Annotated in this window: 25 protein-coding genes, 3 tRNA genes and 1 pseudogene; 12 read left to right on the forward strand and 17 right to left on the reverse strand. The window is 65.4% G+C overall.

The window, feature by feature from the left end; translation table 11 throughout:
* Positions 1-188 precede the first annotated feature (188 nt).
* From mraY to ACFTOW_RS02445, 8 genes are all read right to left on the reverse strand, one after another.
* Positions 189-1,271 carry a phospho-N-acetylmuramoyl-pentapeptide-transferase gene (gene mraY / locus ACFTOW_RS02410; protein ID WP_379912701.1) on the reverse strand — a complete coding sequence of 361 codons (1,083 nt, stop codon included), beginning with the start codon at positions 1,269-1,271 and terminating at the stop codon, positions 189-191.
* Positions 1,272-2,717 (reverse strand): UDP-N-acetylmuramoyl-tripeptide--D-alanyl-D-alanine ligase, encoded by a 1,446-nt coding sequence (locus tag ACFTOW_RS02415; RefSeq protein ID WP_379912703.1) that lies wholly within the window; start codon positions 2,715-2,717, stop codon positions 1,272-1,274. It abuts the gene before it with no gap.
* Positions 2,714-4,216: a UDP-N-acetylmuramoyl-L-alanyl-D-glutamate--2,6-diaminopimelate ligase gene (locus ACFTOW_RS02420; RefSeq protein ID WP_379912705.1), complete on the reverse strand. Its 1,503-nt coding sequence runs from the start codon at positions 4,214-4,216 to the stop codon at positions 2,714-2,716. Before ACFTOW_RS02420 ends, ACFTOW_RS02415 begins: the two co-directional genes overlap by 4 nt.
* 18 nt (positions 4,217-4,234) lie before the next feature.
* Positions 4,235-6,022, reverse strand: a complete 1,788-nt coding sequence (locus ACFTOW_RS02425; RefSeq protein WP_379912707.1) for a peptidoglycan D,D-transpeptidase FtsI family protein — start codon at positions 6,020-6,022, stop codon at positions 4,235-4,237.
* Positions 6,019-6,378 carry a cell division protein FtsL gene (ftsL, locus tag ACFTOW_RS02430; RefSeq protein WP_379912709.1) on the reverse strand — a complete coding sequence of 120 codons (360 nt, stop codon included), beginning with the start codon at positions 6,376-6,378 and terminating at the stop codon, positions 6,019-6,021. The genes ACFTOW_RS02425 and ftsL overlap by 4 nt, the downstream gene beginning before the upstream one ends.
* A gap of 1 nt (position 6,379) precedes the next feature.
* Complete coding sequence (rsmH, locus tag ACFTOW_RS02435; RefSeq protein WP_379912711.1) at positions 6,380-7,369, reverse strand: 16S rRNA (cytosine(1402)-N(4))-methyltransferase RsmH; 990 nt, start codon at positions 7,367-7,369, stop codon at positions 6,380-6,382.
* Positions 7,370-7,373: 4 nt separating this feature from the next.
* Positions 7,374-7,877 (reverse strand): division/cell wall cluster transcriptional repressor MraZ, encoded by a 504-nt coding sequence (gene mraZ, locus ACFTOW_RS02440; protein WP_379912713.1) that lies wholly within the window; start codon positions 7,875-7,877, stop codon positions 7,374-7,376.
* A gap of 723 nt (positions 7,878-8,600) precedes the next feature.
* Positions 8,601-9,674, reverse strand: coding sequence for an Mrp/NBP35 family ATP-binding protein (locus tag ACFTOW_RS02445; protein ID WP_379912715.1), 1,074 nt, complete (start codon positions 9,672-9,674; stop codon positions 8,601-8,603).
* 247 nt (positions 9,675-9,921) lie between these two features.
* Here ACFTOW_RS02445 and ACFTOW_RS02450 point away from each other — a divergent pair, with 247 nt between their 5' ends.
* Positions 9,922-10,131 carry a DUF1127 domain-containing protein gene (locus ACFTOW_RS02450; protein WP_379912717.1) on the forward strand — a complete coding sequence of 70 codons (210 nt, stop codon included), beginning with the start codon at positions 9,922-9,924 and terminating at the stop codon, positions 10,129-10,131.
* 339 nt (positions 10,132-10,470) lie between these two features.
* On the opposite strand, the gene ACFTOW_RS02455 is transcribed toward ACFTOW_RS02450, so the two are convergent.
* Positions 10,471-12,822 (reverse strand): ATP-dependent helicase, encoded by a 2,352-nt coding sequence (locus ACFTOW_RS02455; protein WP_379912719.1) that lies wholly within the window; start codon positions 12,820-12,822, stop codon positions 10,471-10,473.
* 243 nt (positions 12,823-13,065) lie between these two features.
* Between ACFTOW_RS02455 and ACFTOW_RS02460 the strand changes: the two genes are divergently transcribed.
* Together ACFTOW_RS02460 and ACFTOW_RS02465 are read left to right on the forward strand one after the other, a co-directional pair.
* Positions 13,066-14,202, forward strand: a complete 1,137-nt coding sequence (locus ACFTOW_RS02460; protein ID WP_379912721.1) for an alpha-hydroxy acid oxidase — start codon at positions 13,066-13,068, stop codon at positions 14,200-14,202.
* A gap of 162 nt (positions 14,203-14,364) precedes the next feature.
* Entirely contained in the window at positions 14,365-17,805 is a 3,441-nt protein-coding gene (locus ACFTOW_RS02465) for a pyruvate carboxylase (protein ID WP_379912723.1), read from the forward strand.
* Between the two features lie 91 nt (positions 17,806-17,896).
* Here ACFTOW_RS02465 and ACFTOW_RS02470 read toward each other — a convergent pair whose 3' ends face one another.
* Complete coding sequence (locus ACFTOW_RS02470) at positions 17,897-18,235, reverse strand: hypothetical protein (RefSeq protein ID WP_379912725.1); 339 nt, start codon at positions 18,233-18,235, stop codon at positions 17,897-17,899.
* Between the two features lie 62 nt (positions 18,236-18,297).
* Between ACFTOW_RS02470 and ACFTOW_RS02475 the strand changes: the two genes are divergently transcribed.
* The 4 genes from ACFTOW_RS02475 (at position 18,298) to hisH (ending at position 19,869) form a co-directional block, all read left to right on the forward strand.
* Positions 18,298-18,372 (forward strand) — tRNA-Gly (locus tag ACFTOW_RS02475).
* A gap of 57 nt (positions 18,373-18,429) precedes the next feature.
* Positions 18,430-18,504, forward strand: a tRNA-Gly gene (locus ACFTOW_RS02480).
* A gap of 135 nt (positions 18,505-18,639) precedes the next feature.
* Positions 18,640-19,227 (forward strand): imidazoleglycerol-phosphate dehydratase HisB, encoded by a 588-nt coding sequence (gene hisB / locus ACFTOW_RS02485; protein WP_379912727.1) that lies wholly within the window; start codon positions 18,640-18,642, stop codon positions 19,225-19,227.
* A 3-nt stretch (positions 19,228-19,230) separates the two neighbouring features.
* On the forward strand, positions 19,231-19,869 hold the full coding sequence (gene hisH / locus ACFTOW_RS02490; protein ID WP_379912729.1) for an imidazole glycerol phosphate synthase subunit HisH: 639 nt from the start codon (positions 19,231-19,233) through the stop codon (positions 19,867-19,869).
* 8 nt (positions 19,870-19,877) lie between these two features.
* Here the strand turns inward: hisH and ACFTOW_RS02495 are convergent, their stop codons facing one another.
* Together ACFTOW_RS02495 and ACFTOW_RS02500 are read right to left on the reverse strand one after the other, a co-directional pair.
* Positions 19,878-20,267 carry a DUF2147 domain-containing protein gene (locus ACFTOW_RS02495; protein WP_379912731.1) on the reverse strand — a complete coding sequence of 130 codons (390 nt, stop codon included), beginning with the start codon at positions 20,265-20,267 and terminating at the stop codon, positions 19,878-19,880.
* 106 nt (positions 20,268-20,373) lie between these two features.
* Complete coding sequence (locus ACFTOW_RS02500) at positions 20,374-20,766, reverse strand: DUF2147 domain-containing protein (protein WP_379912733.1); 393 nt, start codon at positions 20,764-20,766, stop codon at positions 20,374-20,376.
* 137 nt (positions 20,767-20,903) lie between these two features.
* Here ACFTOW_RS02500 and hisA point away from each other — a divergent pair, with 137 nt between their 5' ends.
* Complete coding sequence (gene hisA / locus ACFTOW_RS02505; protein WP_379912735.1) at positions 20,904-21,626, forward strand: 1-(5-phosphoribosyl)-5-[(5-phosphoribosylamino)methylideneamino]imidazole-4-carboxamide isomerase; 723 nt, start codon at positions 20,904-20,906, stop codon at positions 21,624-21,626.
* 70 nt (positions 21,627-21,696) lie between these two features.
* On the opposite strand, the pseudogene ACFTOW_RS02510 reads toward hisA, so the two are convergent.
* Positions 21,697-22,011, reverse strand: a pseudogene (locus ACFTOW_RS02510) (DUF302 domain-containing protein); the annotation flags it as partial.
* On the opposite strand from ACFTOW_RS02510, the gene ACFTOW_RS02515 reads away from it, so the two are divergent.
* From ACFTOW_RS02515 to ACFTOW_RS02525, 3 genes are read left to right on the forward strand one after another with little or no spacing between them, the layout of a single operon-like run.
* Positions 21,943-22,182, forward strand: coding sequence for a hypothetical protein (locus tag ACFTOW_RS02515; RefSeq protein ID WP_379913276.1), 240 nt, complete (start codon positions 21,943-21,945; stop codon positions 22,180-22,182). The pseudogene ACFTOW_RS02510 and the gene ACFTOW_RS02515 overlap by 69 nt on opposite strands.
* 34 nt (positions 22,183-22,216) lie before the next feature.
* Positions 22,217-22,981 carry an imidazole glycerol phosphate synthase subunit HisF gene (hisF, locus tag ACFTOW_RS02520; RefSeq protein ID WP_379912737.1) on the forward strand — a complete coding sequence of 255 codons (765 nt, stop codon included), beginning with the start codon at positions 22,217-22,219 and terminating at the stop codon, positions 22,979-22,981.
* Entirely contained in the window at positions 22,978-23,289 is a 312-nt protein-coding gene (locus tag ACFTOW_RS02525) for a phosphoribosyl-ATP diphosphatase (RefSeq protein ID WP_379912739.1), read from the forward strand. The genes hisF and ACFTOW_RS02525 overlap by 4 nt, the downstream gene beginning before the upstream one ends.
* 65 nt (positions 23,290-23,354) lie before the next feature.
* Here the strand turns inward: ACFTOW_RS02525 and ACFTOW_RS02530 are convergent, their stop codons facing one another.
* Both ACFTOW_RS02530 and rlmB read right to left on the reverse strand, forming a co-directional pair.
* A complete protein-coding gene (locus ACFTOW_RS02530) occupies positions 23,355-23,828 on the reverse strand; it encodes a CoA-binding protein (protein WP_379912741.1) in 474 nt (157 codons plus the stop codon).
* Positions 23,829-24,033: 205 nt separating this feature from the next.
* Positions 24,034-24,831: a 23S rRNA (guanosine(2251)-2'-O)-methyltransferase RlmB gene (gene rlmB, locus ACFTOW_RS02535; protein ID WP_379912743.1), complete on the reverse strand. Its 798-nt coding sequence runs from the start codon at positions 24,829-24,831 to the stop codon at positions 24,034-24,036.
* A gap of 133 nt (positions 24,832-24,964) precedes the next feature.
* Between rlmB and ACFTOW_RS02540 the strand changes: the two genes are divergently transcribed.
* Positions 24,965-25,048 (forward strand) — tRNA-Tyr (locus ACFTOW_RS02540).
* Positions 25,049-25,162: 114 nt separating this feature from the next.
* Here ACFTOW_RS02540 and ACFTOW_RS02545 read toward each other — a convergent pair.
* Together ACFTOW_RS02545 and ACFTOW_RS02550 are read right to left on the reverse strand one after the other, a co-directional pair.
* Entirely contained in the window at positions 25,163-25,561 is a 399-nt protein-coding gene (locus ACFTOW_RS02545; protein ID WP_379912745.1) for a DUF4112 domain-containing protein, read from the reverse strand.
* A complete protein-coding gene (locus tag ACFTOW_RS02550) occupies positions 25,558-25,731 on the reverse strand; it encodes a YqaE/Pmp3 family membrane protein (RefSeq protein WP_379912747.1) in 174 nt (57 codons plus the stop codon). Before ACFTOW_RS02550 ends, ACFTOW_RS02545 begins: the two co-directional genes overlap by 4 nt.
* Positions 25,732-25,860: the final 129 nt, after the last annotated feature.

Consider the following 25,860-nt stretch of genomic DNA (forward strand, 5'->3'; position numbering starts at 1 on the left):
GGGGAGTCGCGCCACCGGCGCGACGGGGGCAGCGCCCCCCACCCCCGAGGCTCCGGCCGCAAGGCCGGGACCGAGATGTCCGGCGCGCGGCACCGCCGCGCCCATTCAGGTCGCGCCAAGCGGATCAATCGCCCTGCGCATGGAATGTGCATGCGATGTGCATGGCGCGTGCATCGCGGTTCCGCGCCTCAGCGCACCTTCAGGGTGGCCAGGCCGATCATCGCCAGGATCAGCGCAATGATCCAGAACCGGATCACGATCTGCGGCTCCGACCAGCCCTTTTTCTCATAATGGTGATGGATCGGGGCCATCAGGAACACCCGCTTGCCGGTGCGCTTGAAATAGGCGACCTGGATGATCACCGACAGCGCCTCGACCACGAACAGACCGCCCACGATGGCCAGCACGATTTCGTGCTTGGTCGCCACCGCGATCGCCCCGAGCGCACCGCCAAGGGCAAGCGATCCGGTGTCGCCCATGAACACTGCGGCGGGTGGTGCATTGTACCACAGGAATCCCAGTCCGCCGCCGATAAGCCCTGCCACGAAAACAAGAATTTCACCCGTGCCCGGCACGTAGTGGACGTCCAGATACTCGGTAAAATCGACCCGTCCGACGGCATAGGCGATCACGCCGAAGGTGCCCGAGGCGATCATCACCGGCATGATCGCCAGCCCGTCCAGACCGTCGGTCAGGTTCACCGCATTGGCGGCCCCCACGATCACGATCATCGAGAACGGCACGAACAGCACGCCCAAGTACAGCAGGGTTTCCTTGAACACCGGAAAGGCCAGCTGGTTGGTCAACTCATCGGGATGGTACTGCGCCGCCCAGAACGCGGCGATGCCTCCGATGGCAAAGCCCAGCCCCAGCCGCACCTTGCCCGACACACCCTTCGAGTTCTGCTTGGCCACCTTGGCATAATCGTCGGCAAAGCCGATCAGCCCGTAACTCACCGTCACGAAAAGGATCATCCAGATGAACGCATTGTCCAGCCGCGCCCAGAGCAGGGTCGAGCTCAGCAGCGCCCCCACGATCAGCAGCCCGCCCATGGTGGGCGTGCCCGCCTTGGCGAAATGCCCCTCGGGGCCGTCGGTGCGGATCGGCTGGCCCTTGCCCTGCCGCTTGCGCAGCACGTTGATCAGCGGCCTGCCGAACAGGAAGCCGAACAGCAGCGCGGTCAGGAACGCGCCCCCCGAGCGGAAGGTGATATAGCGAAACAGGTTGAAAAAATCGCCACCGTCCGAAAGCTCGGTCAACCAATACAGCATCTACACGGTCCCTCTGTCAGATGATCGCGCGGCATGGCCCAGTTTGCGCAGCGCGTCAACCACCAGAGACACGCGGCTGCCCTTTGAGCCCTTGACCAGCACGACATCGCCGGCATCCACCAGGCGCGCCGCGCGCGCCACCATGTCCTGCGCCTTCGCGACCCAGATGCCGCGGCGCTCGTCGGGCAGGGCCTCGTGCAGGTGACGCATCAACGGCCCCACGCAATGCACCTTGTCGATTTCCTGCATCCAGCCCAGATCGGCCAGATCGGCATGCATCGCCACCTCGTCCGCGCCAAGCTCCAGCATATCGCCCAGAATCGCGGTGCGCCGTCCCCGCGCGACGCGGCCAACCCCGTCATCGGTGCGCGCGGCGGCCAGAACCTCGAGCGCCGCCACCATCGAGGTGGGGTTGGCGTTGAACGCGTCGTCGATCAGTTCGAACACCTGATCCTCGTCCACCAGGTCCATGCGGATCGCCTCGCGCGCACCGCGCCCCGCCGGGGGGTGCCAGCGGCCCAAGTCGTTGGTCGCCATCCCCCGGTCCAGCTTCAGCGCGCTGATCACACCCAGCACGCCCATGCCGTTCACCGCGAAATGCCGCCCCGCCGCCATCACCTTGAACAGCACCTTCTGCCGCCAGGCCCGGCCATGCACTACCGTGGTGGTGTCGATCAGCCGGATGTCGGTGGCGCGATGGTGATTGCGGCGCGCCTCGCCAAAGGTCAGAACCCGCGCGCCAATGGCCCGCGCGCGGTCCTGCAGGATCTGTGTCGTCGCGATATCGCCGTTCAGCACCGCCACCCCGCCCGGTTCCAGCCCGTCAAGGATGCTGGCCTTTTCGCGTGCGATATCTTCGATGCTGTCAAAGGCTTCCAGATGCGCGGGGGCCACGGTGGTGATCATCGCTACATGCGGCCGGGCCATGCGCGACAGCGGCGCGATCTCGCCCGGGGCATTCATGCCGATCTCGATCACGGCGAACTGCGTGTCAACGGGCATCCGCGCCAGCGTCAGCGGCACGCCCCAGTGGTTGTTGTAACTCGCCTCGGCGGCATGGGTGCGCCCCTGCCCCGACAGCACCACGCGCAGCATCTCCTTGGTTGAGGTCTTTCCGACCGAGCCGGTCACCGCCACCACCCGCGCATCCGTGCGGTCGCGCGCGGCGCGGCCCAGATCCTCCAGCCCGCGCAGCACATCCGGCACGATCAGCAGCGGCGCATCAGCCGCCACGCCTTCGGGGACACGCGACACCAGCGCCGCCGCCGCCCCGGACGCAAGCGCCTGTGCCACGAACTCATGCCCGTCGCGCGCCGCCTGCAAGGCCACGAACAGATCACCGGGCCGGATCGTGCGGGTGTCGATGGACACGCCCGTGGCCTGCCAGTCGCGGGTCACTTGCCCGCCCGTGGCCTCGGCGGCCTGTTCCGATGTCCACAGGGTCATGCCATCCGCCCGTCCAGGGCGGCCACCGCCACGCTGGCCTGCTCGGCATCGTTGAACGGATAGGTCGTGTCGCCCACGATCTGCCCGGTTTCATGCCCCTTGCCGCAGATCAGCAGCGCATCGCCCGGTTGCAGGGCATCGACCCCGCGCAGTATCGCCTCGGCCCGGTCGCCCACTTCGGTGACGAAACCCACCCCGCCCGCGTCGATCACGCCTGCCATCAAGGCGGCGCGGATGGTGGCGGGGTCTTCGCTGCGGGGGTTGTCGTCGGTGACGATCACCTGGTCGGCGTGCTCTGCCGCCGCGCGCCCCATCAGCGGGCGTTTGGCCGTGTCACGGTCACCGCCCGCGCCGACGATGGCCACCAGACGCCCCATCACATGCGGGCGCAGCGCGCGGATGGCCGTGGCCACCGCATCGGGGGTATGCGCGTAATCGACGAACACCGCCGCGCCATTGTCGCGCGTGGCGGCCAGTTGCATGCGCCCGGGCACGGTATCCAGTTGCGGCAGAACGCGAAACACCGCCTCGGGTTCGGCCCCGGCGGCGATCACCAGACCGGCGGCAATCGCCACGTTCTCGGCCTGGAACCCGCCAATCAGAGGCAGGCGCAGCAGATGCACATCGCCCTGCCAGGCAAAGCGGAGCTGCTGCCCGGTTGCGTCAAATCGCTGCGCCTGAAGCTGCAGGTCCATGCCCGGCTGGCTGCCCACGCGGATCACCTGCTGACCGCGCGCTTGCGCGATCCCGGCCATGTCGGGCCCCTTGGGATCGTCCATGTTGATCACCGCCGTGCCATCGGGCGGCAGCACGCGGTCGAACAGCCCCGCCTTGGCGGCAAAATACGCCTCGAACGTGTGGTGATAGTCCAGATGGTCCTGCGTGAAATTCGTGAATCCCGCCGCGCGCAGGTGCACGCCGTCAAGGCGGCACTGGTCCAGCCCGTGGCTGGACGCCTCCATCGCGGCATGGGTGATGCCCGCCTGCGCGCAGGCGGCCAGCGCGCGGTGCAGGGTGATCGGTTCGGGCGTGGTATGGGCCAGCGGCGCGGTATACGCGCCCTCGATTCCGGTGGTGCCAAGGTTCACAGCCTCAAGCCCCAGCGCGATCCAGATCTGGCGCGTGAAGGTCGAGACCGAGGTTTTCCCGTTCGTGCCCGTCACTGCCACCATGGTCGCGGGTTGTGTGCCGAACCACAGGGCGGCCGCACAGGCCAGCGCCTGTCGCGGTGCCTCGGCCACGATCACGGCGGCATCATGCGCGTCAATCACATCGGCGGCGATGCGCGCGCCATCCGCGTCGGTCAGCACCGCAACCGCGCCCATGCGCAGCGCGTATTGCACGAACTCGGCCCCGTGCACGCGGCTGCCGGGCATCGCGGCAAACAGGAAGCCATCCTTGACCTCGCGGCTGTCCACGGCCAGGCCCGTCACCGCCACCTCGCGGCCCCCTGCGGCGGTCAGCCCCAGCTCTGCCAGTGTTTTCGTCTGCCCGCCCATACGCCTTGTCCGGTTGTGTTATTGCGTCGATGTCAGCGTTATATCAGCCAGCCTGCCCGGTTCAATCGATGGTCGCAGACCCAGCAACGGGGCCACGCGGCGGATCATCTCGGCGGCGACGGGCACGGCTGTCCAGCCGGCGGTGCGGCGCGGTTCCGAGCCCGAGGTTTCCACCGGCTCGTCCAGCGTGACGATCAGCACGTATTTCGGATCATGCGCCGGGAACATCGTGGCGAAGGTGGCAATCACCTTGTCCTCGTAATAGCCGCCCCCCCGCTCCTTTGGCTTGTCGGCGGTGCCGGTCTTGCCGCCCACCGCATATCCCGGCACCTCGCCAAAGCTGGCGGTGCCTTCGGTCACGACCTTGCGCAGCATGTCGCGGCTGACGGCGGCGACCTGCTTGGACATCACGCGCGGGCCATATTGCGGCCCCTCCTGTTTCAGCAGCGTGGGGGCCACGTAGGTGCCGCCGTTGGCGATCGCGGCATAGCCCGCCGCCAGATGCAGCGGCGTCGCCGACATGCCGTGACCATAGGAAATCGTCATCGTGCTGAGTTCGGACCATTTGGACGGCAAAAGCGGCCGCCCGCCCGATGCCTCGACAATCTCCAGCGGGGTCGGCTCGAAGAATCCAAGGCTTTTCAGGAACGCCTGCTGCCGTTCGGCCCCGATCATCTGCGAAATCCGTGCTGTGCCGATGTTCGAGGATTTGACGATCACCTTGGTCACGCTCATTTCCGAGCCATAATCGCGAAAATCGCGGATGCGGAACCTGCCCCAGCGCAGCGGCCCCTTGGTGTCGATGATGGTCGACTCGTTCACGATCCCAAGGTCCATCGCCTGCGCTGTGGCGAAAATCTTGAAGGTCGATCCCAGCTCGTACACACCCTGCACCGCGCGGTTGAACAGCGGGCTGTCGCTGGGGTTGCCCTCGGTCGGGGGGCGGGGGCGGTCGTTGGGGTCGAAATCGGGCAGGCTGACGATGCTGATCACCTCGCCGGTGTGCACGTCCATCAGGATCGAGGCCGCGCCCTTGGCGTTCATCAGCCGCATGCCGCCATAAAGCACCTGCTCTGCAGCTGCCTGCACCGACAGATCCAGCGCCAGTTCCAGCGGCTGACCGCCCCGGGCCGGGTCACGCAACAGGTCGTCGAACTGCTTTTCCACGCCCGCCACGCCGATCACCTCGGCCGCATGCACGCCCTCGCGTCCGAAACTGGCCCCGCCCATGATATGCGCGGCCAGCCTGCCGTTGGGATACAGCCGCATCTCGCGCGGGCCGAACAGCAGGCCGGGTTCGCCGATGTCATGCACCGCCTGCTTTTGCTCGGGGCTGAGTTTCTTCTTGATCCACAGGAACTTGCGCTTGCCGGTGAAATCCTCGACCAGGTCTTCTGCGTCCAGGTCGGGAAAGATCTCGGCCAGCGCCTCGGCGGCCCCCAGCGGGTCGATCATCTGCGGCGGCTGGGCATAGAGCGAATAGGTTTCCAGGTTGGTCGCCAGCACCCGGCCCTTGCGATCGACGATGTCGGCGCGCTGCGCGATGATCGCGGCACCGGCGGCACCGGCGCGCGGTTCCTCGGGTTCGGACGCCGCCAGATGGCCCATCCGCGCGCCCACCACGGTGAAGGCGCAGAAAAACGCCAGCCCCAGCACCAGCAACCGCCCCTCGGCACGGCGGCGGGCGCGGTCGCGCATGTCCTCGTGGCGCAGGCGGATGTTCTCGCGCTCGATCGCATCGGGGTTTTCACCTTTCTGGCGCGCATCCAGAATGCGGGCCAGCGGGCGCAGCGGTGTGCGGATCATTCGCTGTCCTCCGTCGTGGTCATCGTCGATGACAGCTCGATCGCGTCGGTCACCGGCATCAGATCTTCCTCGGGCGGGTATGGCACCTGATCGACCCGGCCGAACTGCTCGGGCGCGAAGGGCAGCAGCCCCAGCCGGTCATAGTTCAGCGCAGCCAGCTCGCGCAGGCGGTCGGGCCGGTTCAGATAGGCCCATTCCGCGCGCAGCATCGCCAGCCGCGCACGCGAATTGGCGATGTCGCGCTGCAACGCCTCGCTCTGGGCCAGCGCCTCCTGCGTCTTGTAATTCTCGTGATAGGCCCAGAAGGCCAGACCGATCACCGCGCAGGCGGTAAGAAGCGTCAGAATTGAGCGCAAATCAATGCCCTTCCTTCAATTGCGGCAGCCCCAGCCCCTTGCGGTCGCTGTCTTTCGGAGCGGCATCCGTGCGGACGCCCACCCGCAGCTTGGCGCTGCGCGAGCGGGGGTTTTCCGCCAGTTCCTCGTCATCCGGGCCGATGGCCTTTTTCACCGGCAGGGTGAACTGCGGCGCGGCTTCCTCGATTTCGGGCATGAAACGGTTGGCCCGGCCACCCCCGCCCGACCGGTCGGTCAGAAACCGCTTCACGATCCGGTCCTCGATCGAATGAAAGGTCACCACCGCCAGCTTGCCGCCAGGTTTCAGCGCGCGTTCCGCCGCCTCAAGCCCCGCCACCAGTTCACCGTATTCGTCATTCACCGCCACGCGCAGCGCCTGAAAGCTGCGTGTCGCGGGATGGATCTGCCCCGGCTTGGCTCTTGGCAGGCACCCCTCGACGATCTCGGCCAGACGCAGCGTGGTGGTGATCGGCGCCTCGGCCCTTGCGCGCAGGATGGCCCGTGCGATCCGGCGGCTGGCGCGTTCCTCGCCATAATGAAACAGGATGTCGGCCAGATGCGCCTCTTCGGCGGTGTTGACGATATCGGCGGCGCTCTGGCCCTGCTGGCTCATCCGCATATCCAGCGGGCCGTCCTTCATGAAGGAAAAGCCACGCTCGGCCTGATCCAGCTGCATCGAGGACACGCCGATATCCAGCACCACGCCGTCAAGATCGCTGCCATACGCGTCCAGACGCGAGAACACACCTTCGACCATCTGCAGGCGGTCGCCATACTGCCCCGCCCAACCGGCGGCCATGTCGAAGGCCAGCGGGTCACGATCCACCGCGATCACGCGGTCCGCCCCGGCATCCAGCAGGGCGCGGGCATAGCCGCCCGCCCCGAATGTGCCGTCCAGCCAGACACCCTGCACAGGGTCAACCGCCCGCAACAGCGGGCGCAGCAGAACGGGGATGTGGGGGGCTGGATCGGGGGATGATGGCGCAGACATCGGCCTACTCCGTCCCGGTCCCGTCAAGGAAGACCAGCGGATCGAAATCCTCGGGCAGCTCTTCCAGCCAGGCCTCTGTCTTGGCCAGTTCTTCGGCCTCGTATGTCTCGGGCTTCCAGATCTGAAAGGTGTCGCCGGCGGCGATGAAGAACGCCTCGCCCTCGATCCCGATCTTCTGACGCAGCTTGGATGTCAGAACGATGCGCCCCGTCTCGTCCACCTTGGCGGGTTCGGACAGACCGCTGAACAGCCGCTCCAGCATCCGGCGCTGCATCGAGCCGCGCGGCAGGGCGGCGATCTTTTCATCGACCTCGGTGATGGCCTGGATGGTATAGCATTCAAGGTATTTGCGGCGATGGTCGCCATAGACGATCACGAATTCAGGAAGCAATCCGTCAGTATGGTTCGGGTCGCCCGCCTCGAGGACACGGCGAAACGAGGCTGGAATCGATACCCGCCCCTTGCTGTCCACCTTGTGGCGGCTTTCGCCTCTGAACCTGCGAACCACTGTCCCGGTGATCCTCTCTCCCCCACATGTTGCAGCGAACCGCTTGCCCGGAATGAAAACGGCGGACTGAGCTGCTGCCACTGCTCAATCCGCCGCCCTCGTCCCGCGTGTCGCGGGGTGTCCGACTGCGCGCGCCACCTGGGGGGATGTCTGCTCGCTCGCGCGCCGGATCTCTTTGTTCGATGAGCGGGGTGCCTGTATGAAACCTGACTTGGGAGTTTTGCGGGGGTCTTGGTGCCCCTCTGTCTTCCCGTCCTCATCGTGGTTACAGGGATGCCATGGGAATTCATGGAAATCAACAGGAAAGTGAGGCTAAAACCCACAGCATCTTGTCTGACGGGCCTGTGTAAAACAAGATATTGAGGGAGTTTTGGCTGAATCTACACCAAATCCGGGCCAATCCTCGAAAGTCACCACAATATCTTGAGTGCGCTCGCTGCCAAAGAAAGCTCCCATAATTTCCCGAGAAACTTTGAAGCGTGGGAAGCCCGCCCACGTTTTGCAGCGGGATTCCTTAAGAAACCAGAAGAATCACAACGGAATCACCGGTCTGTGATTCGAGGGTTGCGGGCTAGGGCCATGATTTCCCATGAGGCGGACCATGCTTTCCCACGCCAGCCCTGATCCGACGCGGATCAGACCGCGCGCAGGCGCATCCACAGACTCAAACGACCATCGGCCCAAGGGCGCGACGGTCGCTTGTTCCCTGCTGCACGGTTCGGATCAGGCCGTGCCGCCCGCGATCAGCCCTTGCGCCAGTTGCGCATAGGCTTGCGCCGCCGGGCTGTCGCCCAAGGCGACCGGCGTGCCCGCATCGCCCGCCAGTCGCGTATCGAGATCGATGGGCAGTTGCGCCAACAGCGGCACGCCCATGGCCGTCGCCTCGGACGCCACGCCGCCATGGCCGAATATCTGCGCCTCGTGCCCGCACTTGGGACAGATGTAGGTCGACATGTTCTCGACCAGTCCCAGAATCGGCGTCTTGAGCGTCTGGAACATGTCGATCGCCTTGCGCGCATCCAGCAGCGCCACATCCTGCGGGGTGGACACAACGATGGCCCCATCCAGCGCCGCGCGCTGGCACAGCGTCAGTTGCACATCGCCCGTGCCTGGCGGCAGATCGATGATCAGCACATCCAGTTTGCCCCACTCTACCTGCCCCAGCATCTGCTGCAACGCGCCCATCAGCATCGGACCGCGCCAGACCACGGCCTTGGCCGGGTCCATCATCAGCCCGATGGACATCATGGTGACCCCATGGGCCTGCAACGGGATGATCGTCTTGCCATCGGGGCTGGCCGGACGCTTGGACACGCCCATCATGCGCGGCTGGCTGGGGCCATAGATATCGGCATCCAGCAACCCGACGCGCCGCCCCTGCTTCGCCAGCGCCACCGCCAGGTTCGACGACACCGTGGATTTGCCCACGCCACCCTTGCCCGACCCGACCACTAGGATACGGTCCACCCCCGCCGGCCTCATCGGCCCTGCCTGCGGCTTGGGGTGTCCGCCCACCTTCAGGCTGGGAGCGGGCGTGGCAGGCCCTGCCGGTCCGTGCGCGGTCAGCGCCACCGACACCGACTGCACCCCGGGCAGGCGCGCCACGGCCTCTTCGGCAGCCACGCGCAGCGGCTCCATCGCGCGGGCAGCCTCGGGCGTCGGGGCCTCGATAACGAATCGCACCGCGCCATCATCGACGGTCAGCGCCCGCACCATGCCGCGCGAACCAAGGTCTCCGCCGTCCGGCAGGCTCAACCGTGCCAGCGCCTGTTCTACCGCCTCTTTGGTCAATGCCATCCCGGTGCCTCCTGTTTGCGCCAAAGGTGGCGGTTTTGCGCAGATTGACAACCCCCGGCCCCTTTCGTGTTTTCAACGCGCTCAAATTGCGGGCAGCGCGGGGCGAAAATAGGGCAGCAAGGCTTATGCATTTTCTGCATGGCAGCATTGCGCAAGAAACCATTGTGCAGGTGCAGCATTTTCCTAAGTATGGGTAACAACAGCGGCGCAGACAACGCCGAACGAGACAGACGCAAGGACCGCCCAGATGGCTTTCGCAAGTGACATGACACGCAGCGCCCCCGCCAACCGCGGCAGGTTTGCCGACTTGGCCGGTCGGATCGCACGCTATCGCCTGTATCGGCAGACGTTGAATGAACTGGCCGCGCTGAACAACAGCGACCTGGCCGATCTGGGCATCTGTCGCGCGCAAATCCGCGCACTGGCATACGAGGTCGCGTATCGCGACCAGGCATAAGGAACACAGAGTTCAGATGGCCCTCTCCTCCTCCCTGGGTCATCTGTGAACTGGCGGCGGCATCCTCTCCTCCTCCCTGGATGTCGCCGCATCTTACAACGGCCTGAAAAGGCCACCGAGATACGGACGCTCCTCTCCTCCTCCCTGGGGCGGTCGTATGAAAGAGCGGCGGCATCCTCTCCTCCTCCCTGGGTGCCGCCGCATTTCGACTGACACGGCCCGCAAGGGTCACACGGATACGGCGCGCCCCTCCTCCTCCCTGGGCGTTCCGTGGCAAAACGGCGGCTCCCTCCTCCCTGAGCGCCGCCGTTTTCTTTTGTCGGGTCTTTTGATGTGGCGTCAGAACGGGATGTCGTCGGCGGCCATGACGTATTTCGCCACCACCTTCTTTACCCCGGCCTTTTCGAACGCGATTTCCAGCTTGTCACCCTCGATCGCCTCGATCCGGCCATAGCCGAATTTCTGGTGAAACACCCGCTCGCCCACCGTGTGGGCGCTGACCGCCTGCAAGTCGATCACCGTGTTGCGGGTTTCCGAGGGCTGGCTGATCGGCCGCTGATCGCGCCGCGCCTGCAACCGCCGCCAGCCGGGCGAGTTGTAGACATTCGCCTCGGCCGCGCGGTCATGCAGGTCCGATCCAACGGCCCCCATGCCCGCCGCACCGAATCCCCCGCCGTAAAGGCCGGGCGGCGTCAGAACCTCGACATGTTCTTCGGGCAGTTCGTCGACAAAGCGGCCGGGCATCTGGCTTTGCCATTGCCCGAACACCCGCCGGTTGCTGACGAACGAGATGGTGCAGCATTCCTCGGCCCGGGTGATGCCGACATAGGCCAGCCGCCGCTCTTCCTCGACGCCCTTCAGCCCGCTTTCATCCATGCTGCGCTGCGACGGGAACAGCCCGTCCTCCCAGCCCGGCAGGAACACGGCGGGAAATTCCAACCCCTTGGCCGCGTGCAGCGTCATGATCGACACCTTCTGCCCGGATTCGTCCGATTCGTTGTCCATCACCAGGCTGACATGCTCCAGAAACCCTTGCAGGTTCTCGAATTCCTCAAGGTGGTTCACCAGTTCCTTGAGGTTCTCCAGCCGCCCCGGGGCCTCGGGCGTCTTGTCGTTCTGCCACATCTCTGTATAGCCGGATTCGTCCAGGATCATGCCCGCCAATTCGGTGTGATCCACATCGGCATCGCCGGTCATCCGGCCCCAGCGCGTCAGGTTTTCCAGCAGGAACGCCAGTTGCGCAGCACCCTTGCCCGACAGCAGCTTGTCCTCGACCGCAAGCCGCGCGCCTTCGACCAGCGTCAGCCCGTTGTCGCGCGCGCAGCGCTGGATGGTCTGGATCGCCTTGTCGCCAAGGCCGCGCTTGGGTGTGTTCACGATCCGCTCGAACGCCAGATCATCGGCAGGCGACACCACGACCCGGAAATAGGCCATGGCGTCGCGAATCTCCATCCGCTCATAGAATCGCGGCCCGCCGATCACGCGATATGGCAGACCGATGGTCAGAAACCTGTCTTCAAAAGCCCGCATCTGATGCGACGCACGCACAAGGATCGCGATCTCATCCAGACCAAAGGGCCGCATCCCGCGCGTGCCGCCCTGCATCGCCTCGATTTCCTCGCCGATCCAGCGCGCCTCTTCCTCGCCATCCCAATGGCCGATCAGACGCACCTTGTGGCCGTCCTGAGCATCGGTCCAAAGTTCCTTGCCCAGTCGGCCCTGATTGCCCCGGATCACGCCACTGGCCGCCGCCAGAATATGCGGGGTCGAGCGGTAGTTCTGCTCCAGCCGGACCACCTTGGCCCCCGGAAAATCCTTTTCGAACCGCAGGATGTTGCCCACCTCGGCCCCGCGCCAGCCATAGATCGACTGGTCATCGTCGCCCACGCAGCAGATGTTGCGATGCCCGCCCGCCAGCAGCCGCAGCCACATGTATTGCGCGACGTTGGTATCCTGATACTCGTCCACAAGGATGTATCGGAACCAGCGACGATACTGCTCCAGCACATCGTCATGGGTCTGGAAGATCGTCACCATGTGCAGCAGCAGATCGCCGAAATCGACCGCGTTCAGCTCTTTCAGCCGCGCCTGATACTGCGCGTAAAATTCCACGCCCCGATCGTTATAGGCCCCGGCCTCGGCCACCGGCACGGCGTCCGGCGTCCAGGCGCGGTTCTTCCACTGGTCGATCACCCCGGCCAGCTGCCGCGCAGGCCAGCGTTTGTCGTCGATCCCGGCCGCACGCACCAGTTGCTTCAGCAGCCGCAACTGATCGTCGGTGTCCAGAATGGTAAAGTTGCTTTTCAGCCCCACCAGTTCCGCATGTCGCCGCAACAGTTTCACGCAAATCGAATGGAACGTGCCCAGCCAGGGCATCCCCTCGATCTGCTGACCCAGCAACCGGCCCACGCGCGATTTCATCTCGCGCGCGGCCTTGTTGGTGAAGGTCACCGAGAGGATCTCGTTCGGCCGCGCCCGCCCGGTGTTCAGCAAATGCACGATGCGCGAGGTCAGCGCCTTGGTCTTGCCGGTGCCCGCGCCCGCCAGCATCAGCACCGGGCCATCCAGCGCCTCGACCGCGTCGCGCTGCGCAGGGTTCAGATCATCCAGATAGGGCGTGCCGCGCGCGGCCATCGCCCGCGACGACAAAGACGCGCCCTCGAAGGCATCCATTTCATCAAAACTACTCATGTACGGAATCATAGCGCGCGCCGCGTCCGAATTAAAGATATGTTCAACAATTGTTCTTCTTCATCTTGCAAAGTAAACTCCGGGGGAGCGCGAGGGGGCTGGCCCCCTCGTTCCCGCCAGCGCCACACGCGCCACGGCGCGGCCCTGCCTCCCGCCCCTTTCGAAGGGCGGGGGTGGGCGGGTGGGCCGACCTTCGAAAGGGGCGGGCTGGACATTCGCGCAAACCCGGCCACAAATACGCCCATGGATCTGCACACCACCTACCCCGGTCTCGACGACCTGAAACACCGCGCCCGCGCGCGCCTGCCGAAATTCGTGTGGGAATACCTCGACAGCGCCACGGGGGCCGAGGCCACCAAGCACCGCAACCGCGCGCAGCTTGATAGCATCCTGATGCGCCCCTCGATCCTGCATGGCCCGATCGAGCATGACCTGACCACCCGTCTGCTGGGCGACACCTGGTCCCTGCCCTTCGGCGTGGCCCCGGTGGGCATGTCGGGGCTGATCTGGCCCGATGCCGAACGTATCCTGGCGCGCAACGCCGCCCGCGCCGGTATCCCCTATTGCCTGTCCACCGTGGCCTGCCAGACGCCGGAACAAGTCGGCCGGTACACCGATGGCAAGGGCTGGTTCCAGCTCTATCCGCCCAAGGACCCCGAAATCCGGCAGGACATGATCACCCGCGCCCGCGATGCGGGGTTCCGGACGCTGGTCCTGACCGTCGATCTGCCCGCGCCGTCGCGGCGCGAACGGCAGACGCGCTCGGGCCTGACCCAGCCGCCGCGCCTGACCCCGCGCCTGCTGGCGCAGATTGCCGCGCGTCCGCCCTGGGCCCTGGCCACCGCGATCAACGGCCGCCCGCGCATGCCCACCATCGCGAAATACGCCCCCGACACCCCCGGCATGGCCCCGACCGAACATATCGGCTACATCCTGCGCACCTCGCCCGACTGGGACTACCTGCGCTGGCTGCGCGATCACTGGGACGGGCCTTTCGTGGTCAAGGGCGTGCTGAACGCCTCGGACGCCACCGCGCTGGAACAGGCGGGCGTCGATGGCATCTGGGTGTCCAATCACGCAGGCCGGCAGTTCGACGCCGCCCCCGCCAGCATCGAGGTGCTGCCCGACATCCGTGCTGCCACCGCGCTGCCGATCATCTTCGACAGCGGTGTGGGCGGCGGTCTGGACATCCTGCGCGCCATCGCGCTGGGGGCAGACATGGTGATGATGGGCCGGGCATGGCATTTCGCGCTGGCCGCGCTTGGCCGCGATGGCCCGCCGCACCTGACCGAGATGTTCAAACGCGATATCGAGGCGAACATGGGCCAGATCGGGGCCGCGCGCCTGTCGGATGTGGCCAAGCGGGTGATCTCGCAATGACGCGCCGCTTGGTTTTTGCAGCATGTCAAACTTGGCGCGGCATGTTACCTGTTCACGTCAGCCCGCGATGCACTGCCTATTGCGCTGCGACGCGGCAAAACGCTAGCAATGCGCGACGCCGCGTCACCTGACGCCCGATTGCCGCCCCGAAGGAGCCCGCCCATGCCCGAATTCAAGAAGATCCTCGTTGCCAATCGCGGCGAAATCGCCATCCGCATCATGCGCGCCGCCAACGAGATGGGCAAACGCACCGTCGCCGTCTTTGCCGAAGAGGACAAGTTGGGCCTGCACCGCTTCAAGGCCGATGAAGCCTATCGCATCGGCGCCGGGCTGGGGCCGGTCGCGGCCTACCTGTCGATCGACGAGATCATCCGCGTGGCCAAGCTGTCGGGGGCAGATGCGATCCACCCCGGCTATGGTCTGCTGTCCGAGAACCCCGATTTCGTCGATGCCTGCGAGGCCAATGGCATCACCTTCATCGGACCAAGGGCCGACACCATGCGCGCCCTTGGCGACAAAGCCAGTGCCCGCAGGGTCGCCATCGAGGCGGGCGTGCCGGTGATCCCGGCAACCGACGTGCTGGGCGAAGACTGGGACGCGATCGCCGCAGAGGCCGAGGAAATCGGCTTTCCCCTGATGCTCAAGGCCTCGTGGGGCGGCGGCGGGCGCGGCATGCGGCCTGTGACCAACGCCAAGGAGCTCAAGGAAAAGGTGCTGGAAGGGCGGCGCGAGGCCGAAGCCGCCTTTGGCAATGGCGAGGGCTATCTGGAAAAGATGATCATCCGCGCCCGCCATGTCGAGGTGCAGATCCTTGGTGACAGCCAGGGCAACATCTATCACCTGTTCGAACGTGACTGCTCGGTCCAGCGCCGCAACCAGAAGGTCGTGGAACGCGCCCCCGCCCCCTATCTGTCCGAGGCGCAGCGCGAAGAGTTGTGCGAGCTGGGCCGCCGCATTTGCGCTCATGTGAATTACGAATGCGCCGGCACGGTCGAATTCCTGATGGATATGGACAGCGGTGATTTCTTCTTCATCGAGGTCAATCCGCGCGTACAGGTCGAACACACCGTCACCGAAGAGGTGACGGGCATCGACATCGTGCAGGCCCAGATCATGATCGCCGAGGGCAAATCGCTGGCCGAGGCGACAGGCAAGGCCAGCCAGTTCGACATCCGCCTGAACGGCCATGCGCTGCAGACCCGGATCACCACCGAAGATCCGCAAAACAACTTCATCCCCGACTATGGCCGTATCACCGCCTACCGCGAGGCCACGGGCATGGGCATCCGGCTGGATGGCGGCACTGCCTATGCCGGCGGGATCATCACGCGGTATTATGACAGCCTGCTGACCAAGATCACCGCCTGGGCACCTACGCCCGAAAAGGCGATTGCCCGGATGGACCGTGCCCTGCGCGAATTCCGCATCCGGGGCGTCAGCACAAACATCGCCTTTGTCGAGAACCTGCTGAAACACCCGACCTTCCTGAACAACCAGTACACCACGAAGTTCATCGACGACACGCCCGCGCTGTTCCAGTTCAACAAACGCCGCGACCGGGGCACCAAGGTGCTGACCTATATCGCCGACATCACCGTGAACGGCCACCCCGAGGTTGCGGGCCGGGCCAAACCGCCCGCCGATCTGAAAGACCCCCGCCCTCCGGTCGCGTCGGGCACGCCCGCCTCGGGCACCCGCAACCTGCTGGAGGAAAAGGGCGCCAAGGCCGTGGCCGACTGGATGCTGGCACAGGACCGCCTGCTGCTGACCGACACCACCATGCGCGACGGGCACCAGTCGCTGCTGGCCACGCGGATGCGCAGCGTCGACATGATCCGCGTCGCCCCGGCCTATGCCACCGACCTGCCCGAGCTGTTCAGCGTGGAGTGCTGGGGCGGGGCGACCTTTGACGTGGCCTACCGGTTTTTGCAGGAATGCCCGTGGCAGCGCCTGCGCGATCTGCGCAAGGCCATGCCCAACCTGATGACCCAGATGCTGCTGCGCGCCTCGAACGGGGTGGGCTATACCAACTACCCCGACAACGTGGTGCAGGAGTTCGTCCGCCAGGCGGCGGAAACTGGCATCGACGTGTTTCGCGTGTTCGATTCGCTCAACTGGGTGGAAAACATGCGCGTGGCGATGGATGCGGTCATCGACAGCGGCAAGATCTGCGAAGGCTCGATCTGCTACACCGGCGATATCCTTGACCCGGACCGCGCCAAGTATGACCTGAAATACTATGTCGGCATGGCCAAGGAGCTTCAGGGCGCAGGCGCGCATGTGCTGGGGCTGAAAGACATGGCCGGGCTGCTGAAACCCGCAGCCGCGCGGGTGCTGTTCAAGGCCCTGAAGGACGAGCTGGACATCCCCATCCATTTCCACACCCACGACACCGGCGGTATCGCGGGCGCCACGATCCTGGCCGCGGCCGATGCCGGGGTGGATGCGGTCGACGCGGCGATGGACGCGTTTTCGGGCAACACCAGCCAGCCCACGCTTGGCTCGATCGTCGCGGCCCTGCGCTTTACCCCCCGCGACACCGGGCTGGACATGGCCGCGATCCGGCAGATCTCGGATTACTGGGAAGCCGTGCGCATGCAATACGCGGCGTTCGAGTCCGCCCAGCAGGCCCCCTCGTCCGAGGTCTATCTGCACGAAATGCCCGGCGGGCAGTTCACCAACCTCAAGGCGCAGGCCCGCAGCCTTGGGCTTGAAGACAAATGGGCGCAGGTGGCGAAAACCTATGCCGATGTGAACCAGATGTTCGGCGATATCGTCAAGGTCACCCCCAGTTCCAAGGTGGTGGGCGACATGGCCCTGATGATGGTCAGTCAGGGCCTGACGCGCGCCGATGTCGAGGATCCGGCCAAGGACGTGGCCTTTCCCGACAGCGTGATCGACATGATGCGCGGCAATCTGGGCCAGCCCCCGGGCGGGTTTCCGGCAGGCATCGTAAAAAAGGTGCTCAAGGACGAGAACCCCAACACCGAACGCCCCGGCAAGCACCTGCCCCCCGTCGATCTCGAGGCCGCGCGGAAAGAGGCCAGCGAAAAGCTGGAGGGCAAGACCGTCGATAACGAGGATCTCAACGGCTACCTGATGTATCCCAAGGTGTTTCTGGATTACATGGGCCGCCACCGCACCTATGGCCCCGTGCGCACCCTGCCCACCCGGACGTTCTTTTACGGGATGGAGCCGGGCGAGGAGATCAGCGTCGAGATCGACCCGGGCAAAATCCTTGAAATCCGCCTGCAAACCGTGGGCGAGACGGACGAGAACGGCGATATCAAGGTGTTCTTCGAACTCAACGGCCAACCCCGCTCGATCCGCGTGCCCAACCGTCTGGTCAAATCCGAGGCCACCGCCCGTCCCAAGGCCGATCAGGGCAACCCGGCGCATGTGGGCGCACCGATGCCCGGAGTCGTCGCCTCGGTCGCGGCCACCGCCGGAAGTTCGGTGAAAACCGGCGATCTGCTGCTGACCATCGAGGCGATGAAGATGGAAACCGGCATCCACGCCGAGCGCGACGCGGTGGTCAAGGCGGTGCATGTGCAGGCAGGCAGCCAGATCGACGCCAAGGACCTGCTGATCGAGTTCGAGTGACGCGCGGCCGCGCCAAAGGCACCCGCCCGAGCCAGAGGCCGAAGGCCGGAGGCGAGATATCCAGCGCGCGGCACCGCCGCGCTCTATCCGGTTACGGCAGCGGTACGGGCAGCAACCCGTCCGGGCCAAAGTCCAGGATCACCGTGGCCGGCGTGGCCCCGGTTGGTACGGGCACCGTCACCACCTCGGCCCCGCCGCCCGGGCTGACCGGCACCGGGTGCGGCAGGGCCGACGGGGCGGTGCCCTGCGCCCCCGCCCCCATGATCACCACCGGCTGCGCGCCGTTGTTGGTCACCTCCAGCAGCAGCTCGTCTGCGCCGTTGGATTGCACCTCGACCGCGATCTGAGCCGGATCATGCCCGTCATGCGCCTGCACCGGCCCCGCCAGAACAAGCGCCATTGCCGCCCCGGCCACCGTGTTTTTTACCATCATCCGCGTTTTTCCTCTTGCAAGCTGTGCGCAGAATTTATACGCCCACAGCACCCAAGGATGCGGGCGTAGCTCAGGGGTAGAGCATAACCTTGCCAAGGTTAGGGTCGGGCGTTCGAATCGCCTCGCCCGCTCCATTGGGTCCTTCATTTGACACATACATGTGTCTTTTGACCGGAAAGACGACATCTGACGCGGGCGTAGCTCAGGGGTAGAGCATAACCTTGCCAAGGTTAGGGTCGGGCGTTCGAATCGCCTCGCCCGCTCCAGATGTCGGATCCCACCACGCTTTGGCAGCCAACACCCCGCAACGACTATACTTTCGCCGTCCGGCGCAGGGTATCCCCTTTCCCCGCCCGTCGCGCGCGCCTATAAGCGCCCTGCACCAGATATGGGAGGCGCGGATGCGCAAGGCCAGCATCACCCGCAAGACGGCGGAAACCGACATCTCGGTCGAGATCATCCTCGACGGGACAGGCAGCTATGACAACCGGACCGGCGTGGGCTTCTTTGACCACATGCTGGACCAGCTGGCCCGCCACGCTTTGATCGACATGACCGTGCGCTGCACCGGCGACACCCATATCGACGATCACCACACGGTCGAGGATGTGGGAATCGCGATCGGCCAGGCGCTGACACAGGCCCTGGGCGACAAGCGCGGCATCCGCCGCTATGGCGAATGTGCCCTGCCGATGGATGACGCGCAGGTGCGTTGCGCGCTGGATCTGTCTGGGCGGCCGTTTCTGGTGTGGGACGTGACGCTGCCAACGGCCAAGATCGGCGCGTTCGATACCGAGCTGGTGCGCGAGTTCTTTCAGGCGCTGTCCACCCATGGCGGCATCACGCTGCACCTGCACCAGGTTTGCGGCGTCAACAGCCACCACATCGCCGAGGCCGCGTTCAAGGCCGTTGCCCGCGCCCTGCGCATGGCGGTGGAAACCGACCCGCGCAAATCCGATGCCATCCCGTCGACCAAGGGAACGCTGTAACCCATGAGCACGGTCATCGTCGATTACGAAAGCGGCAACCTGCATTCCGCCGCCAAGGCGTTTCAGCGCATGGCGGCCGAGGTGGGGGCCGGGCCGGTCACCGTCACCTCGGATCCCGATGTGGTGCGCCGGGCCGACCGGATCGTGCTGCCGGGCGACGGGGCCTTTCCGGCCTGCCGGGCGCAACTGTTCGATCACAGCGGCTTGTTCGAAGCGATCGAAGAGCGCGTGATCAGCCGCGCAGCACCTTTTCTGGGCATCTGCATCGGCATGCAGATGCTGGCGACGACAGGGCTGGAATACACCGAAACCCAAGGGTTTGACTGGATTGCGGGCACCGTCGCCCGCATCGCGCCCGCCGACCGGGCGCTGAAGGTGCCGCACATGGGCTGGAACGATCTGGTGATCGACCATCCCCACCCGGTGTTCGACGGCATCAGCACCGGCGATCACGCCTATTTCGTGCATTCCTATCACATGCAGGTGGCCGATCCGGCTCACCTGCTGGCCCATGTGGATTACGCCGGGCCGGTCACCGCCATCGTCGGGCGCGACAACATCCTTGGAATGCAGTTCCACCCCGAGAAAAGCCAGTCCACCGGCCTGCGGCTGATCGGCAACTTCCTGCGCTGGCGGCCCTGAGCGGGCGGTTACTGCACCCGCGTCCAGTTCTGGCTGCGACAGATCGGACCCATGCACCCCTTGAGGGTCAGGTGATCACCGGCAACGGTAAAGTCGCCGTTCACCGTGGCACCGTACAGCGGCAACAACACCTTGCCATTGTACTTGCCCGCCCCGGTTTCGGGCGTGACATCCCAGATCACCTGCTTGCCGACATTTGGGGTCGTCACCGGATCGCCCGACTGATCAAAGGCGCGCGCGACCTTGCCGCAGATCGCCTCACCGCAGCGCGAAAGCTGCATATGCGCCACCTGATCCTTGTTGTCCGGCCCGGTCAGCCATGTGCCAAGGATCGGCTCGGCCGCCGCCATGCCGGGTAAACCCAGCACGATTGTCATTGCGTATGAAAAACGTTTCATTCCAGCCTCCTGCAGAACCTCTGCGTTACCTTCAAAGATAGCGCAGCAGCCGCTTGCCAAAAGGGCGTGCCCTGTTTCTGGTGATCCATCGGCAATGGCCCGCCGGTCACTGCACCCGGGTCCAGGTCTGGCTGCGGCAGATTGGCCCGACACAGCCCGATACTTTCAGCGCGTTGCCCGAGACCTGCATCTTTGACCGGTAGGTCTTGCCACTGTCAGGCGCCCATATCCTGCCACCGGCAAAGGCACCGTCCCCCTGCGCCTCCATATCCCAGATGATGTTCTTGCCCATATGCTCATACGAGGGGCCAGGCGTGCCCGCGTCATCGAACGCCCCCGCGATCGTGCCACAGACCAATGCCCCGCAGGGTGCGACCTGCACATAAAGATAGCCGCCGTCGCTGCCGCGCTCGGTCTGCCACAGCCCATGCGCCGGGTCCGCCAATGCCGTGCCCGCCCCAAGCCCGGCCATAGCCAGCGCCAATACCAGAGGTCTCATCCGTCAATCTCCACCATGAGCCACTTTTGCGATGCTGCCCGGCAATCCCCGGCCGATCAAGCCCGCTCAGCCCGCCGATTGCATTTCCCGCAGCCCCGTGCAAAACCCCGCGCGAACCATGCGAAAGGGCGCAACCGATGATCCTCTACCCCGCGATCGACCTCAAGGATGGCAAGGCCGTGCGCCTGGTGAAGGGCGAGATGGACCGCGCAACCGTGTTCAACGACGACCCGGCGGCGCAGGCGATGGAGTTCGTCTCGGCGGGCTGCGAATGGCTGCATCTGGTCGATCTGAACGGCGCGTTTGCGGGCACGCCGGTCAACGCAGCCCCGGTCGAGGCGATCCTGAAGGCCACCAAGGTGCCCGCCCAACTGGGCGGCGGTATACGCGACATGGCCACGATCGAGGCCTGGCTGTCCAAGGGCCTCGCCCGGGTGATCCTTGGCACGGTCGCGGTGGAAAACCCCGATCTGGTGCGTCAGGCCGCCCGCGCCTTTCCCGGGCAGGTGGCGGTGGGCATTGACGCGCGCCATGGCCGCGTGGCGACCAAGGGCTGGGCGCAGGAAACCGATGTTCTGGCCACCGATCTGGCAAGATCCTTCGAGGACGCGGGCGTGGCCGCACTCATCTACACCGATATCAACCGCGACGGCGCGATGCAGGGCCCGAACGTGGCCGAAACCGCCGCCCTCGCGCAGGCGGTCTCGATTCCGGTGATCGCATCGGGCGGCGTCTCCAGCCTGGATGACCTGCGCGCCCTGCGCGACTGCGGCGCGGCCCTCGACGGTGCCATTTCGGGCCGCGCGCTCTATGACGGGGCGATCGACCTGAAACAGGCGCTCGACCTGCTGCGCGGCTGATCCTTTCCCCTTTCTGCAAATATCCCGGGGGAGTCGCCCAAGGGGCGAAGGGGGGAGGGCCCCCCCCCCNCAGCGCACCACGCATCTGGCCGATGTAGGCGGCGTCATCGTCGATGCCGTCCAGCTCCTCCAGAAGTTCCTCGGGATCGTCATAAGCCAGCCAGACCTGCCCATCCGCGTCGCTGTAGACCAGCACCCGAAGCGGCAGGTACAACCCCGCCAGCGGATTGTCCTGCATGGCGGGCGTGCCCAGCCTGGGGTTGCCAAAGACCAGCAATTGCGCCGGGGCCAGGTCCATATCCACCGATTGCGCGCCTTGGGCGTGGTCGACACGTGCAAAAATCGTGGCCCCGGCCCCTTCGACCGCCGCCGCCAGCGCATCCATCGTCGTCTGCACATCGCCTGTGGCAGCACGTTTCACGATGTCATCATCGTCGGCCATCGCAGGCGCAGCCAGCGCGGCAGAACACAGCGCCGCGAATATCAGTCGTTTCATCGCAAATCCTCCATCACAATATGCCTGCACGCTCTGGCATCGCGGCGCGAATGCCCATAAACATTGCCGTGATCCCCTGAGAGTATGCGAAAAAATGCTGAAAACCCGCATCATCCCCTGCCTTGACGTGGCCGATGGCCGCGTGGTCAAGGGCGTGAACTTCGTGGACCTGCGCGATGCGGGCGACCCGGTGGACGCCGCCCGCGCCTACGATGCGGCGGGCGCGGACGAGCTGTGCTTTCTCGACATCCACGCCACCCATGAAAACCGCGGCGTGATGCTGGACGTGGTCACCCGCACCGCCGAGCAGTGCTATATCCCGCTGACCGTGGGCGGCGGCGTGCGCACCGCCGCCGATGTGCGCGCCCTGCTGCTGGCCGGGGCCGACAAGGTCAGCTTCAACTCTGCCGCAGTGGCCGATCCCGACGTCGTTGCGCAGGCCGCCGATCAGTTCGGCAGCCAGTGCATCGTGGTCGCCATCGACGCCAAGACCACCGCCCCCGGCAAGTGGGAGATCTTCACCCATGGCGGGCGCAAACCCACAGGCATCGATGCGGTCGAATTTGCCCGGCTGGTCGCGCAAAAGGGCGCGGGGGAAATCCTGCTCACCTCGATGGATCGCGACGGCACGCGCGCGGGCTTCAACCTGCCGCTCACCCGCGCGATTTCCGACGCGGTCGATATCCCCGTGATCGCCAGTGGCGGCGTCGGGACGCTGGATCACCTGGTTGAAGGTGTCACCATCGGCGGGGCATCTGCCGTACTGGCCGCCTCGATCTTCCACTTCGGCGACTATTCCATCGCCCAGGCCAAGGCCCACATGGCCGCGGCGGGCATCCCCGTCAGGACCGGCGCATGACATTGCAGGAACTGGAACAGATCATCGCCACCCGCGCCTTGGCCGGTGCGGATGAAAGCTGGACAGCCAAGCTGCTGGCCAAGGGCCCGGAAAAGGTGGCCGAGAAGTTCGGCGAAGAGGCGATTGAGGCGCTGATCGAGGCAGTCAAGGGCGATCGCGCCCGCCTGACATCCGAGGCGGCGGACGTGCTGTTTCACCTGATGGTCATGCTGCACAGCCGCGATGTGCCGATCGGGGATGTGATGGCGGAACTGGACCGCCGCCAGAACCAGTCGGGTCTGGCCGAAAAGGCCGCGCGCAAAGGCTGATCACCCAGGAATCGGGACGGTGGGCGGGGCGTCTTTCGGCGCAGCCGAAACAGCGCCGCGCAGCGTCACAGCTTTGACGAAATCACTCCGGTGGCGAACCCGCCCATGCGCAATTCACCGAACAGGCGCTGGTATTCGATCTTGGGGCAGCGGTTCATGATCACATCCACACCGCGCGCCCAGGCGGCCCCGGCCGCCTCCTCGTGCACCACGCCGATCTGCATCCAGACCGTCGACAGGTCGGGAAAGCACGCCAGCGCCTCGTCCACGATCGGGCCGACATGCTCGGACCGGCGGAAGATATCCACCATGTCCACACCGCCCTTGATGTCGCCCAGTCCCGCGACGATCGTCTCGCCCAGCAGCACCTCGCCCGCATGACCGGGATTGACCGGCACGATCTGAAAGCCCTTCAGCTTCAGATACCGGGCCACGTAATAGCTGGGGCGCACCGGGTTCATCGATACGCCCACGATGGCAATGCGCCGGGTCCGGCCCAGCACGTCGCGCAGAAATTGATCGGTGTATGTTTCGCTCATACGCTCTTGTAGCCGAGCCCGTGGAAATAAAAAAGCGCCCAAGGAATACCTTGGGCGCCAGTCACGGAACGAGGGACAGTGAAGTAGACACAAGCGTTCCGGGCCTGTGCCTCAAGTTGTATGTAAGAAGCATGCCGCATTTATGAAGGCCCGCCCACTGACACGTGATCACAAATCCGTGGCCACACCGCGCGGCCTTGCCGCACTATACGCCGGCCTCGGAACGGCGCGGCAGGCTGGCATAGAGCGCCACAGCCGCCGCATTGGACACGTTCAACGATCCGAAATCACCTGAGAAATCGATCCGTACCAGCGAATCGCAGGTGTCGCGGGTTTTCTCGCGCAGGCCCGGTCCTTCGGCCCCCAGAACCAGCGCCACGGGCGCATCGCGGCGGCCTTCTACAGCGGTCTCGATGCTCTGCCCGGCTTCCCCGTCCAGCCCAAGCACAAGGTAGCCCATGGCCTGCAACGCCTCGATCGCCTGCGACAGGTTGGTGACGCGCAGATAGGGCTGACGCTCCAGAGCGCCGCTGGCAGTTTTCGCCAGCGCGCCGGTTTCCGGCGCCGAATGATGCCGCGGCGCGATCACCGCCGCCGCCCCGAACACCTCGGCCGAGCGCAGGACAGCCCCCACGTTGTGCGGATCGGTCACCCGGTCCAGCACGATCACGCGCGGCACCCGGTCGGGCACGCCCGCGCAGACATCCTCCAGCCGCCCCCAATCGAGCGGCTTGACCTCGAGTGCTGCTCCCTGGTGCACCGATTGCGGGTCCAGCGGCGCGGAAAACCGGCGCGGATCCTCGATCTCCGGCTCCATCCCTGAAACCGCAATGGCCTCGGCCAGCTTGTCGGCGGCGTTGCGCGTCACCACCAGCCGCAGCTTTTCGCGCGCCGGGTTCATCAACGCATCGCGCACCGCATGCAGCCCGAACAGCCAAACGGTTTCCGCCGCTGCCGCGCGCTTGCCGCGCTCTTTTTCCACCACCCATTTCGGCTTTTTCATCGCATCCGGCTCCCTTGCAGCGCCCGTGCCCCTACCTGCGTCACGCGGGCGGGCATCGCAAGGGATTTTCCTGTTGACGCCCCCCCGCCCCGCTTGTAATCAGCCACCCACATTGGCCGTCACGCGGCCCGATGGGCGACGAGCTGCAAGGTGCGGCAGCGGACTGTAACTCCGCCGGGGAGACCCACGCCTGGTTCGATTCCAGGGTCGCCCACCACTTTCCCTAAAACGATGAACAAGACCACACAGTCGGCTTGTGCCGGTTGCTTGGGTCAAACAATCCTGCGCCTCTGCGCTGTTCAAGTGACCGGTCACCACCGCTTGCGCCCGGTCACGTCATTGAATTGGAGCCGCGGTTCCGTTTTTGCAGGTGCTGGCGCAGCAGTGCCAAGTTGCGGGTGTTGCTTTTCACCCCGACATCCAGAATATCACCCACCAAGGGCACCAGCCCGACCAGCCAGTCGATGCCGATATTCGTGCTCATGCGGGCCAGCAGCAGCCTCGAGGCCCCCATGTCGTGCGCTTGTTGCACGATGTAGATCGCTGGGGCCACTGCAAGCGTGTCGCCCACGCCCGGCAACAGCCCCAGGATACCGTCCCAGCCAAACCGTATCCGCGTGAACGGGATGCGAAACGCCGCGTCCATGCGCTGCGCCAATGCATCGAGACGGTCAAGCCGGCTGGCCAGATCGGCATGCCTTGCTGCACTGTCCGGCGGGCTTGGGCTCATGCCGGGGTGCGACCCCTGCTGGCTATGATGTAGACGGCATGAACGATCCCGGGGATGTACCCAAGGATGGTCAGCAGAATGTTGATCCAGAAATGCTTGCCAAGACCTTCTTGCAGAAAGACGCCAAGAGGCGGCAGCAGGATCGCGATGACGATACGGATGAAATCCATGTCGAAGCTCCAGTGTTTTATGTCGGTTGAAGCCTCAACGCGGATCGACGCCTGTTCGTTCCCCAATATGCGTTGCGCCCTGTCCTTGTGCGCCTGATACGCCTGCGTGGTGTCACCTTGTCTTTGGGC

The sequence above is a fragment of the Lacimonas salitolerans genome, from assembly GCF_042677865.1.
GTDB lineage: Bacteria > Pseudomonadota > Alphaproteobacteria > Rhodobacterales > Rhodobacteraceae > Lutimaribacter > Lutimaribacter salitolerans.

Coding starts and splice junctions, on each gene's coding strand:
- mraY (WP_379912701.1), bottom strand. CDS start 1,271: ATGCTGTATTGGTTGACCGAGCTTTCGGACGGTGGCGATTTTTTCAAC.
- ACFTOW_RS02415 (WP_379912703.1), bottom strand. CDS start 2,717: ATGACCCTGTGGACATCGGAACAGGCCGCCGAGGCCACGGGCGGGCAA.
- ACFTOW_RS02420 (WP_379912705.1), bottom strand. CDS start 4,216: ATGGGCGGGCAGACGAAAACACTGGCAGAGCTGGGGCTGACCGCCGCA.
- ACFTOW_RS02425 (WP_379912707.1), bottom strand. CDS start 6,022: ATGATCCGCACACCGCTGCGCCCGCTGGCCCGCATTCTGGATGCGCGC.
- rsmH (WP_379912711.1), bottom strand. CDS start 7,369: ATGTCTGCGCCATCATCCCCCGATCCAGCCCCCCACATCCCCGTTCTG.
- ACFTOW_RS02445 (WP_379912715.1), bottom strand. CDS start 9,674: ATGGCATTGACCAAAGAGGCGGTAGAACAGGCGCTGGCACGGTTGAGC.
- ACFTOW_RS02450 (WP_379912717.1), top strand. CDS start 9,922: ATGGCTTTCGCAAGTGACATGACACGCAGCGCCCCCGCCAACCGCGGC.
- ACFTOW_RS02455 (WP_379912719.1), bottom strand. CDS start 12,822: ATGAGTAGTTTTGATGAAATGGATGCCTTCGAGGGCGCGTCTTTGTCG.
- ACFTOW_RS02460 (WP_379912721.1), top strand. CDS start 13,066: ATGGATCTGCACACCACCTACCCCGGTCTCGACGACCTGAAACACCGC.
- ACFTOW_RS02465 (WP_379912723.1), top strand. CDS start 14,365: ATGCCCGAATTCAAGAAGATCCTCGTTGCCAATCGCGGCGAAATCGCC.
- ACFTOW_RS02470 (WP_379912725.1), bottom strand. CDS start 18,235: ATGGTAAAAAACACGGTGGCCGGGGCGGCAATGGCGCTTGTTCTGGCG.
- hisB (WP_379912727.1), top strand. CDS start 18,640: ATGCGCAAGGCCAGCATCACCCGCAAGACGGCGGAAACCGACATCTCG.
- hisH (WP_379912729.1), top strand. CDS start 19,231: ATGAGCACGGTCATCGTCGATTACGAAAGCGGCAACCTGCATTCCGCC.
- ACFTOW_RS02495 (WP_379912731.1), bottom strand. CDS start 20,267: ATGAAACGTTTTTCATACGCAATGACAATCGTGCTGGGTTTACCCGGC.
- ACFTOW_RS02500 (WP_379912733.1), bottom strand. CDS start 20,766: ATGAGACCTCTGGTATTGGCGCTGGCTATGGCCGGGCTTGGGGCGGGC.
- hisA (WP_379912735.1), top strand. CDS start 20,904: ATGATCCTCTACCCCGCGATCGACCTCAAGGATGGCAAGGCCGTGCGC.
- hisF (WP_379912737.1), top strand. CDS start 22,217: ATGCTGAAAACCCGCATCATCCCCTGCCTTGACGTGGCCGATGGCCGC.
- ACFTOW_RS02525 (WP_379912739.1), top strand. CDS start 22,978: ATGACATTGCAGGAACTGGAACAGATCATCGCCACCCGCGCCTTGGCC.
- ACFTOW_RS02530 (WP_379912741.1), bottom strand. CDS start 23,828: ATGAGCGAAACATACACCGATCAATTTCTGCGCGACGTGCTGGGCCGG.
- rlmB (WP_379912743.1), bottom strand. CDS start 24,831: ATGAAAAAGCCGAAATGGGTGGTGGAAAAAGAGCGCGGCAAGCGCGCG.
- ACFTOW_RS02545 (WP_379912745.1), bottom strand. CDS start 25,561: ATGAGCCCAAGCCCGCCGGACAGTGCAGCAAGGCATGCCGATCTGGCC.
- ACFTOW_RS02550 (WP_379912747.1), bottom strand. CDS start 25,731: ATGGATTTCATCCGTATCGTCATCGCGATCCTGCTGCCGCCTCTTGGC.